Raw genomic sequence first — 11,966 nt, 5'->3', positions numbered from 1 at the left:
AAATAATGGAAAAAAGCCATACTGAAGTAAGTAAAATAGCGAGGTTTAGATGGCATTAAGATCAAAATTATTGGATGAAAAAGTGGTGAAATCAGCAAAAGAGATGCTGAAGAGAGTAAGAAATAATGCGTATGTTGCAAAAAAACTAAATGCTGTAATTGCAGCAAAAAAGCACAGTATAACAGCTGTAGCAAAAATATGTTGCATTTCGAGAAAGGCAATTACTACATGGATAAAGCACATAAAATTTGGAAGAGAAGAAAAATTATTTGCTCCACCTCAACGCCGTAGAAAAACTATATTGAACCAAAGTCAACTTGAACGAATTGAGTTGTGGATAGAGGAAAACCCCAATATTACTATTAGAGAAATGAGAATAAGAATCCAAGAAAGATTTGGTTTGAATATCAGCAAATCCGCAATACATCGTAATATGCAAAGAATGAAATTCTCATATATCACACCAAGACCAGTTCATAGTGGACAAGATAAAAACAAGCAAGAGGAGTTTTAAAAAAAACCTCAATGAAACTATTGTCATGCATTCTGAAAAAGAGCTATTTTTCTTCGATGAATCACGGTTTGGTACACATTCAAAAGTTGGACATGGGTGGTTTAAAAAAGGCAGTAGGACACAGGTTAAGGTAAAATTAGGTAGGGAAAATTTTTATCTCTATAGTACAGTTAATCCCAGAAATGGAGAGAATTTTAGCTTATTTGCACCAAACGTCAACACTGATTGTATAAATATATTCCTTGAACAGATGTCGCAATATTTAGGAATACGAAAGGCTTTTCTCTTGATGGATTGCGCTAGTTGGCATAAGTCAAAAAATTTAAAGGCACCTAAAAATATCGAAATTATATACCTACCACCATACTCACCTGAACTCAATCCTGTTGAGAGGTTTTGGTTATATATAAAACAGAACATTTTACGCAATAAAATCTACAATACAATTGTTCTGCTTGAATGCGCTTTGTGTAAATTTATTACCTCTCTTTCCCCTTCCACGGTTAAACAACTCTGCTATGCTTCTTATTTGGTTCATTAATAATGAGAATTGGTATTACTATAATAAGACTGCTGTAGTATAATCAGGGAAATTAGGAATACAAGATATTTTTATAAATTTTCTAGAATTTTTATCTACTACAGTAGAAGTGGAGGATCTTTTATTTACTTTACTCACTTTAGTAATCCTTTTTATCTTGAATTTCTCTCAAATTCTCAAACACATAGGGATTTTTATGTTGAGTAAAGTTACCAAAAAGGTGTATGATTTAGGTGTTTTTCACTATTTTACATAAATGAACGGAGAACAAGTTCGAAAAGTACACTTGCCTCCACCAAACCAAACAGAGAAAAAGGGAGGTTAGCTCAGTTGGTAGAGCATCTCGTTTACACCGAGGAGGTCGGCAATTCGAGCCTGTCATCGCCCACTAATAGAGAGTTTTTAGCCAAAATTTAAAATACAAAAATACACTAAATACTGCTCAAATAAATGCGGTATTTAACTTCAAATGTTTACCCATAGAAACTACATATTTTTACATAATCTATTAATAAAGCTCTCTATTTCTCTACAATATAGGGTATTTTTCAATAATTTAAAGAAAAGCAGAAGTAAACAATTAAATTATCTTTGACACTAAAGAAGGTGATTTTTTTGATATTTAGGTGTAAATAGAAAGTTGTGCGTTTATAAACATACAGTTCTTGCTCTATTATTTTTTATTCTTCATACTTGCCATATTTGTAATGATGTTTCTATATGTTTTTGAATTACTCAGAAGATGACAATCTAAACCTACCAGAAAATTTCAAAATAGGAGAAGCAATTGGTGATGGAGATTGTTTTTTTGATGCAATTGCAAAAGGTTTAAAACAAATAAAGCACGATGTGAACTGCGATGTAAAGTCTCTACGTAAGGTGTGTAAAGAGTTTGTTTTAACTGACCGTTTGAAAGATGAAATAAGAGATAAAGTTATAAGAGATGCTAGAAATGCTTATGATCCAACTGTAACTCTTCCAACTACTGATATTAGTGATGATGAACTTTGGAATGCTTATTTAGCTAGTATTGAGTATGCCTATGAAGAAATAGAAAAAATGCGTGTTGATAATCCTAGCCTACATCAATCACTCACTGATTTAAGGTACGGGAGTACTTTGAAAACGCCTATCTGGGGCAGGCCTGATATTGAGGGTAAGATGATTTGTAAAAAATATCATGTAAAGTTGCATGTCATTGAAAAACAACCTATTGCAGGGTGGTTACATCAAATTGTAGATGAGTTAGGTTCTAAATCTGTAGATAATGCAAATTATAATGAATTAAACACAATACACATAATAAACAGAGCTATAGGGCATTTTGATCCAGTACTCAGAATTCAGGAAAAACAGTTTTACAGACATTCTTCTGAATCTGATGATAATCAAATAACACTTGAAGAAGAGTTGATGAATCTCTTGCGAAGCAATTTGGATACAGAAGATAAAAAGTTAGAGAAAATTAATGTCTTAATTCAAAGGGGTGTTAACATAAATTTTCAAGATTATAACCGTAGTAATGATACACCTTTACACATCGCTGTTCGTAGACAGGAACTAAAAGTTATTAGATTACTTATCGAAAATAAAGCAGATATCAATGTTAAAAATGGTAGAGGTAGAACTCCATTAGATATTGCAATGCGTAATGACAAGCAAGATGTTGTTGATATCTTAACACAATCTAGAGTAAAAAAAGAACACGTATCAAGTGTACTGGGAAATTTTGCGCAAAAACCTTTTTCTAAAGAACAATCAGAACAACCTAACCAAAAACAAAAGTTCAAAAACACAGACAAAAAAGATAGAAAGAAAAGACCTGATCCAGTTCATGGTAACATCTATCAGTTAAAGTTATTAATGCTATTTCTTTATCGTGGTACTTCCAATCAATATTCCTTTCAGTTAGGTACAGAAATAGAAGAAGCTAAAAAATTTGATGATCTAGTATTTCAGTATACTGAAGGTGGTGAAACAAAATACCGCTTACTGCAGGCAAAACACAGGTTGGATGACTCTGATAAGATTAAATCATCTAATTTACTTACAGAAGATGACAATGACTACAGTTTAGTAAAGTACTTTTACTCTTATAGGGATGCTAAAAAAGAAAAATTATTTAAAGATGGTGTAATAAAAGACGTAATAATTTCTACTAACATTGATTTAGATTATAAGGACCTAAAAAAAAATGAAGTAAGAGTTAAAAAGATAGAGAGTTTTGATAATATTCTTGAGATGAATGATGGTAGATCAAGTGCGAAATATGAGTTTGGTGAAGAACTTATTCCAAAGTTAAAACCCATTCTTGAGGATTACAATCTTACTAGATTAGCAAGAAGGCTAGTTGAATGTCTTCTTAAAAAGAATCCTATAAAACATCATCAACAAAGTGACATTTTTTACTTCTATCATGAAGTTATAGCAAACGAGGTAATTGATGCTAAAACTAAGAAGTTTTATGATAAATTTATCAGGGGTGACAATATAAGTGGAATAACTGAAAAATTTAGACGAACTTTTATAAGTGAACTTAGAAAAAAATCTAAAGAGGAAGTAAACATTGAATGCCTAAATCAAGCACTTGAGGATAAAAAAGTTGGTTTGATTTTATCAAAGAATTTTGGTAAAGGAGGGAATTCAAACTGGCCAAATAACGTTATTACTGATGTAGAAGTAAAAGACTTCTTAAGCCACTTAGTATTTGCAGTAAATCAACCTAACGAAGAAGAGCTAGGCAAAATTATCAAAAGCGAAATAGGTGAAGACTTAGATTTAGTTACAACAGAGAATACATATAATAAATTCTTTATAACAATGTTAAGGTGGCTACAGGAAAAGGAAAGAGGAAGGTTTTTATCATATGAAGAAGGAAAAGAATTTTTTGAAGAAGCAAAAAGAGGACTGCCTATCTTATTTAACGTCAGAGATCCAGTAAGTTCTTTTACCGGAAGAATTGAACAGCTAGATAATTTACATAAAGCAATGATGAATGGTGGCCGTGCTATAGTATCACAATCTGTTTCAATAAGTGGTCTTGGTGGAGTAGGAAAAAGCGAGTTAGCGAGGAAATACATTAGAGAGTACAGCCGAGATTATGATAACAAGGTTATATGGATAAATGCTGAAAATCATAACACTCTTTCAGAGTCTTTTCGTAGATTGGCATGTGATAAGTTAGGAATTAGTCTAAAAAATAGAGATGGAAAAGAAAAAGATATAAAGTCTATAGTTGAAGATGTATATAGGTTCTTTTCTAAGGGAAAGAGTCTTTTTATTTTTGATAATGCTGAGAAATATAGAAGTCAAAGAGAAGATGATGATGGAATAGATAAGTTTTTACCTTCTTTACCAGAGAATATGAATAAACCACATATTTTGGTAACGTCTCGTAATACAAAATGGCCAAAACATGTAAAGATATGTTCATTGAATACATTTACTAAAGCAGAATCGATAGAGTTTATTAAAAAAGCTTTAAGGATGGAAAATAGTAAACAAGATGAAGATATAATAAAATTAGCAGAAACGCTTCAATATTTTCCTTTAGCATTACAACAAGTAGTAGCGTACATAAGAGAAAAGAAAAAGGAATTAAGAAATGTAGGTTTGGAATTTACGATTAATGATTACCTACAGAGATATGAAGGTAAAACAAGAGAATTGCTTAATTTTCCATTTCCAGAAGATAGTGATGACAACTATACTAAAGCAACTTTTACAGCTTTGAAGGTACAGTTAGATGCTGTAGAAAAAAGGGAGAATGGAAATAAAGCCATAGAGATTATTAATGTGATAGCTTATCTTGCACCTGAAAATATTTCTACAAAAATGTTTTTAAGTCTACGAAGCAATAAAGAAGAGTTGGGATCTGCAATTGGATTATTAAAGCAATATTCAATTGTTAATGTAGAACAAGAGCAAGTAGTATTAAGTGTTCATAGGTTAGTACAGCAGGTAACAAGATTGTACTTGGACGAGCAAGGTAAGGCAGAAGAGACTATAGATCAAGCTTTTAATTTATTAAAGGGAAATTTTCCTTATTGTAGTGATAGATCAGAAGACTCGGCAAAGAAGCGTGAATTGCTACCACATTGCGAAGCTCTCTTATCATATCTTGATAATTGGTTGATGAAAAAAACTGAAGATAAACAAAAAGTAGAAGATTACGTCGAACAACTAATAGAATTGATGCGTGATGGGTATTATGACTTAGGAAACTATAAAAGGCAAAAAGAGTTGCTTGAGAAGGCTTTACCTATTTTTGAGAAACGTTATAGCAGCAATCATGTTGAAGTAGCTAAAACATTAGGAAACTTAAGTAATACTTATGGAGATTTAGGTGATCCTAACAAACAAAAGGAGTTGCTTGAGAGGACTTTAGATATTCAAGAGAGATGTTATGGCAGCGATCATGTTGAAGTAGCTAGAACATTAGTAAACTTAGGTAACGCTTATGGGGATTTAGGTGATTATAGTAAAGCAAAAGAGTTACTTGAGAGGGCTTTAGATATTAAAGAGAGAGATTATGGCAACGATCATGTTGAAGTAGCTGGAACATTAACAAACTTAGGTGCCACTTATAGGGATTTAGGTAATCCTAATAAAGCAAAAGAGTTGCTTGAGAGGGCTTTAGATATTAAAGAAAGAGATTATGGCAACGATCATATTGAAATCGCTAGAACATTAGTAAACTTAGGTAACGCTTGTGGGGATTCAGGTGATCATCATGAAAAAAAGGAGTTGCTTGAGCGGGCTTTAGGTATTCTTGAAAAACACTATGGCAGTGATCATGTTGAAGTAGCTAAAACATTAGTAAACTTAGGTAACGCTTGTGGGGATTTAGGTGATCATCATAAAAAAAAGGAGTTGCTTGAGAGGGCTTTAGGTATTCTTGAAAAACACTATGGCAGAGATCATTTTGAAGTAGCTAAAACATTAGGAAATTTAGGTAGTGCTTATGGGTCTTTAGGTGATCATCATGAAAAAAAGGAGTTGCTTGAGCGGGCTTTAGGTATTCTTGAAAAACACTATGGCACCGATCATGTTATAGTAGCTATAATATTATTAAACTTAGGTAACGCTTATGGGTCTTTAGGTGATCATCATGAAAAAAAGGAGTTGCTTGAGCGGGCTTTAGGTATTCTTGAAAAACACTATGGCACCGATCATGTTATAGTAGCTATAATATTATTAAACTTAGGTAACGCTTATGGGTCTTTAGGTGATCATCATGAAAAAAAGGAGTTGCTTGAGCGTGCCCTACCTATTCTTGAAAAAAATAATCACCCTGTTGTTTCTCAAGTAAAAGCAATATTAAACACGCTAAGTAACCACGATAAGAGTTTAGTCCCATTATTGCAAGCAGTGCAAAGTGGTAACTTAGAAGAGGTTAAGTCTTTAGTTCAAAATGGTTCAGATATTAATGCCCAAGATGCTAATGGTACTATGCCACTATGTCACGCTGCTTATAGCGGTCATGTAAATATTGTGGATTTCTTACTAGAAAAAGGAGCTGATATCACTAAAACTAGCAATAACGGCAATACACCTTTACATATCGCTTCAAATAAAGGAAACACAAAAGCCGTTAAGATTTTATTAGCTCACGTAAAAAATAAATATTCCGATAAGTTAGGTCAATTTATTAATACACAAACAACTGCAGGTGAAACCTCAGCATTGCATATTGCCTCTAATATAGAAGTTACTAGATCTCTGTTGCAATATGGTGCAGTTTATAACATCAAAAATAAGGAAGGTAAAACACCTCTTGATCTTGCTAAAAATGATGACATTAGAAAGTTACTAAGTTTCACTAATGAGCTTTTTGAAGGTGTAAAAAAAGGTAATCTTCAAATTATTAGCAAGCTACGTAGTTTGAAAGCAGATGATTTCATAGCAGTTACCAATGCTCGTAATGATCAAGGCCATACATTGCTACAAGTTGCTATAGCTAATAAACACAGAGATATTGCAACTGAGTTGTCAAAAATGCTGAAAAACCTTGCGCCCTCTAGCAGTATGGAAAGTGTAAATGTAGCAAGTCCAAGTAGGAGCTATGGAAATCTTCCTTTATAAGATACTTATATTGAATTACTATAAAAATTTGGAGTAAAAATTATGAAATACGAAAAATGGTTAGAAATATTAAATGTAATGAATGCTGATAATGAGTTAAATTCAAATAATGTCATTGAAAAAATAAAAGATAAGTTAAGAATAGCAGATTCAAGCATATATGCAGAGTGGAGAGAAGCATCCTTTGATATAAATTACTTATTTAAGGTTAATTATGGTCATATCAATGATTACCAAACATTGCTAGGTTTAGTTGCTAAGAGTGGTTATGCAGATATAGTAAAAGCTCTAATAAATAAAGATGTTGATGTTAATAAAGCAAATCAATATAGGAGGACTCCTTTACTTGTTGCAGCTCAAAATGGTCAAACAGAAATAATAAAAGCTCTTATAGATAAGGGAGCCGATAATAATGTGGTAGATAATGAAGGTCGTACTGCCTTACACTATGCCTGTGGAGGTGGTCATTTAGATACAGTAAAATATCTGATAGATGAGAAAAATATGGATTTTATTACTCCTGATCATGATGGATGGACTCCTTTATATTGTGCTGCTGCAGCTGGCAAATTAGATACAGTAAAATATCTGGTAGATGAGAAAAGTGTAGATTTTATTACTCCTAATCAAAGTGGATGGACTCCCTTATACCTTGCTACACTTAATCAAGGTAAATTAGATATGGTAGAATATTTTGTAGATAAAGATGCAAATATTAATATTATTACCGATAAAGGTAGATCTCCACTCCAAGGTGCTAGCTGTAGCGGTAAATTAGACGTAGTAAAATATCTTATAGAGGAAAAAGGTGCTGATGTTAATACCAAAGATGAAAATTATCATACTATCCTATTTCCAGCTTTGGAAAAAGGACATCTAAATGTAGCAAAATACCTTATAGAAGAGAGAGCAATGAGTCTTGATGATAAAGATATAGGAGGTAGAACTACTCTTCATTTAGCTGTTAGCAGTGGTAATTTAGATATGGTAAAGTACCTTGTAGAAGAAAAGGGTATCACACAGTATATAAACACTAGAAGGATTGATAATCGTTGGACTACTTTACATGAAGCTACATCTAAAGGATATCTAGGGATAACAGAATTTCTTATCAGAAAAGGAGCTGTGATAAATGCTAGTGATAAATACGGTAATACCCCTTTACACAAGGCTACTATGAGAGGAGATTTAGATATGGTAAAATTACTTGTAAGTAACCGTGCTAATCTTAATCCCAAAAACGGTACTGGCTTAACACCTTTACATTATGCTACTAAAAATGGTCACTTGGAGATAGTGAGGTTTCTTGTAGAAAATGGTGCTAACCTTAATCTTCCTGATAAAAGAGGCATAACTCCTCTGCAGTATGCAAACGAAGATATTAAGGAAATGTTACTACGGAGAGCACCACCATCTAGTAGTATGGAAAGTGTAAATGTAGCAGGTCCAAGTAGAAGCTTTCATTATTATAGGGCTTAGGTTAGTTATTTAAAGAGTTTTATAAGGCAGGTAGTTATATTCGCGGAGTCATATCTAGATTATAATAGTTATCAAATTAGCTTCTTATTTTTAGTTATTAATAAGTATATCCAGTAGCTTTAGCCGTTCATGGTGTTGTTGTGCTACCCCGTATTTTGCTATTTTTTATATTAATTTGAATGGAGTTTAAATTGATTCCATTACCTGAATGGGTATCTTTTCTTCTCTTGGTTCCTCTAATGTAGAATTAGGGCCATTTGTTTTTTTAAACACATCATTATATACTAGCCACATACAACCAAGTAAAGCTATTGCTGCTGCTAATGTTGAATAATAAACTGCTATAATAATAGTTGTTAACACAGAAGCTACTATAATAGTAAACAAAAATACTTTTTGATTTGATGAAATACTATCTTTCTTACTTTTTGGACTATAATTATTTTGTGAATCAAGTGTTTTAATATTTCCTAACTTATTAGGAAATCTGACAGGTTCAAAATTAAAATTTCCTTCTTCAGCTTTTCTACTTTCTTCTATATTATCTATTTGTTTATCGAGCTCTTCACTCTTTCCTATCTAATACCAAATTCCATTACTAATCGAACAAATAAGAAACATTACAAACTCGTTTAATAGTAGCACTGGAAATACTGACAATAAAATTACACAGAACATCTTCAAGTAAGCCTATGGTATCGTAGACTCTGTTGCGTAAAGTATTGTGTTTGATATATTGCCACAACCTCTCAACAGGATTCAGTTCTGGTGAATAAGGAGGCAAGTATATAATGGTAATGTTTTTCTGAATTTTCAAACTTTTTGATCTATGCCAGCCTGCACAATCCATTACAAGAAAGGCTTTTTTCGTGCCTAAATCTTTCGACATCTGCTCCAGAAATATATTCATACAATCAGTGTTTACATATGGAGCAAGTAGGCTAATTTTCTTACCACTTCTTGGATTTACCGCACTGTAGATATAGAAATTTTGTCTACCAATTTTCATTTAACCTGCGTTCTGACCCCTTTTTTAAACCATCCGTGTCCGATTTTTGAATGAGTTCCAAATCGTGATTCATCAAAAAAATACCTCCTTTTCAGGGTGGGAATTGACTATTTTATTGAAGTATTTTTTAAACTCTTCTTGCTTGTTTTTATCTTGTTTATGGTGAATTGGCCTCGGTGTTATATAAGAAAACTTCATCCTTTGTATCTCACGATGCACTGTTGATTTGCTAATGTTTAGGCCAAATTCCTCTGAGATTTTTATTTGCACTTCCTTAATAGTAATATTTGGATTTCTTTCTACCCATATTTCAATTTGCTCACGTTGATTTTTGTTTAATTTGCTTTTTCTTCGCCGCTGAGAAGGGGAAAATAATTTTTCTACTCTACCAAATTTTATGTGCTTTATCCATTCAGTCAAAGCAGTCCTTGAAATTTTACATATTCTTGCCACAGCGCTTATAACGCTAATTCTGGATTAAAAAGAGAATAGAAAAGTCAGGAGAGTAGGGTAAACTCAACAAATAGAAAAAAATAGATGAGGTTACCCATGGAAGATATAACAAAACTGTTTTGTCTGGTCGATGATTTTTGCAGAGATATAGAGAAAAATTTTGCAGATAAACTACTGCCAAACGGTAAAAAACCCACAAGAGTGCCAGAAATTACACATTCGGAAATTATCACAATAATCCTCCTGTATCAGCAATCTCCCTGTGAAAATTTTAAGGCTTTCTACCTGCATTACCTAACATTGCTCTACAAATCAGAGTTTTCGAAGTTGCCTTCATACACTAGGTTTGTTGCTCTAAAGCCCAGGGTTTTGTGGCATTTAGCCATGCTATTACAGTGCCTTTGCGGATGGTCAGAACTTACTGGAATCTCATACATAGATACAACTCCTATTGCAGTTTGCCATGCAAAAAGAATATCAAGAAATAAGGTTTTTGCTGGAATTGCAAAATTAAGCAAGAGTACATATGGCTGGTTTTTCGGCTTTAAACTACATTTGATAATTAACGAGAAAGGTGAAATTCAAGCTTTTACGCTTACAAGAGGTAATGTTGACGATAGAGAGCCTGTAGCAAACCTAACTAAGAAATTAACCGGTCTTTTGTTTGGTGATAAAGGCTATATTAAAAAAGAGCTTTTCCAAGAGTTGTTTAACCGCGGTTTGAAACTTGTTACCAAGGTGAAAAAGGGGATGAAAAACGCATTAATTTCACTACATGAAAAGATTTTGCTGAGAAAAAGGTCGATCATTGAGACGATTTTTGGCTACCTCAAAAATAGACTTGAAATTGAACATACTCGCCATAGATCTCCCGTTAATTTCTTGGTTCACATCTTTTCTACTCTCATTTCCTATTCCTTGAAATCCAAAAAGCCTTCCATTTCCTATACTTTCTTCCTTCCTTAATCCAGAATTAGCGTTTATACTACTTTCTTTTCCTGCTATCACCGCTTGTAACTTTTTTGAAACACATGCGTTATTTCTGACCTTTTTTAACATTTCTTTCGCCAAATTTACAACTTTTTCGTCTAACAGTTTTGACCTTAATGCCATCTAAACCTCGCTATTTTATCTACTCTAGTATCACTTCTTTCCCATTATTGTCTATCTGTTCTTTACATAGTGGGAATTGGTATAAACTCCCTCCTGGATGGTTATGAGCTAATATTATTGACGCTGCTTCCATTGATAACGCCTTTTTTACCACTTTCCTTTCAGATAGGTGTACTTCATCTATTGTACCAAAATACACTTCATCTCTTATCAAACGGTTCTGTTTATCCAAGTATATTATCTGGACAGCTTCTTTTGCTGAAAAGCCTATGTTTACCCTTACATACTCTATCAGCTTTTCTTGGCTATCCATTACTGGGCCTCTCTTTAATCCTTCTCTGAGTGCTCTTTTATAAGCTTCTTTAACACATTCAATTGCTGCAGCTGCATGTTCGGTCATTCCTTCTATCATTTTCAGATCATCGATTTCTCGTCCCAAAATTTCTCCTATTCCTGGACAATTATCCATTAGAGTTTTAGTAACATCTTGTGCTTGCTTTCTGTCGTGAACTGCTCCTAGAAGCACTGACACTATCTCACGATCAAATAGAGCACCTCCTCCTCCGCTTTGTAGTACTCTTTCTATTTCTTCTGTAAGTTTTTCACTATTATTCATAAAATATACTCCTCGTTAATAACAAATTATTTTTAATTATTTACTGCTGTTTTTTATCAGCATTGGCATAGAGCCATAGCTTTTGAGTGAAGTCAAATCAATTTTTCAATCTTTTTTACTTATTTTTTCATGGATAGGTAAAGATATTAATATATAT

Annotated in this window: 6 protein-coding genes and 2 pseudogenes; 4 read left to right on the top strand and 4 right to left on the bottom strand. The window is 32.9% G+C overall.

The annotated features are described in order from the left end of the window. Window positions 1-49: 49 nt before the first annotated feature. From O1Q06_RS04640 to O1Q06_RS04630, 3 genes are all read left to right on the top strand, one after another. Window positions 50-1,055 (top strand): IS630 family transposase gene (locus O1Q06_RS04640; protein ID WP_410542234.1). Its coding sequence is split into 2 segments (ribosomal slippage): window positions 50-508 and window positions 510-1,055, totalling 1,005 coding nucleotides; the frame shifts between segments, so codons are not numbered across the junction. A 726-nt stretch (window positions 1,056-1,781) separates the two neighbouring features. After that, complete coding sequence (gene fxsT, locus O1Q06_RS04635; protein ID WP_410542233.1) at window positions 1,782-7,139, top strand: FxSxx-COOH system tetratricopeptide repeat protein; 5,358 nt, start codon at window positions 1,782-1,784, stop codon at window positions 7,137-7,139. Between the two features lie 42 nt (window positions 7,140-7,181). Next, window positions 7,182-8,618, top strand: a complete 1,437-nt coding sequence (locus tag O1Q06_RS04630) for an ankyrin repeat domain-containing protein (RefSeq protein WP_410542232.1) — start codon at window positions 7,182-7,184, stop codon at window positions 8,616-8,618. Window positions 8,619-8,804: 186 nt separating this feature from the next. Here O1Q06_RS04630 and O1Q06_RS04625 read toward each other — a convergent pair whose 3' ends face one another. Beyond that, window positions 8,805-9,005, bottom strand: coding sequence for a hypothetical protein (locus O1Q06_RS04625; protein WP_410542231.1), 201 nt, complete (start codon window positions 9,003-9,005; stop codon window positions 8,805-8,807). 211 nt (window positions 9,006-9,216) lie between these two features. After that, a pseudogene (locus tag O1Q06_RS04620) lies at window positions 9,217-10,095 on the bottom strand (IS630-like element ISWpi10 family transposase); the annotation flags it as partial. An 81-nt stretch (window positions 10,096-10,176) separates the two neighbouring features. Here O1Q06_RS04620 and O1Q06_RS04615 point away from each other — a divergent pair. Further along, complete coding sequence (locus tag O1Q06_RS04615) at window positions 10,177-11,046, top strand: IS982 family transposase (RefSeq protein WP_410542230.1); 870 nt, start codon at window positions 10,177-10,179, stop codon at window positions 11,044-11,046. A 9-nt stretch (window positions 11,047-11,055) separates the two neighbouring features. Here O1Q06_RS04615 and O1Q06_RS04610 read toward each other — a convergent pair. Both O1Q06_RS04610 and O1Q06_RS04605 read right to left on the bottom strand, forming a co-directional pair. Continuing rightward, window positions 11,056-11,193: pseudogene (locus O1Q06_RS04610) on the bottom strand (IS630 family transposase); the annotation flags it as partial. A 19-nt stretch (window positions 11,194-11,212) separates the two neighbouring features. Next, on the bottom strand, window positions 11,213-11,809 hold the full coding sequence (locus O1Q06_RS04605; protein ID WP_410542229.1) for a JAB domain-containing protein: 597 nt from the start codon (window positions 11,807-11,809) through the stop codon (window positions 11,213-11,215). Window positions 11,810-11,966 lie beyond the last annotated feature (157 nt).

The organism is Wolbachia endosymbiont of Tetranychus urticae, assembly GCF_046529255.1.
Classification (GTDB): domain Bacteria; phylum Pseudomonadota; class Alphaproteobacteria; order Rickettsiales; family Anaplasmataceae; genus Wolbachia.
This window is presented reverse-complemented; position numbering and strand designations above follow the sequence as displayed.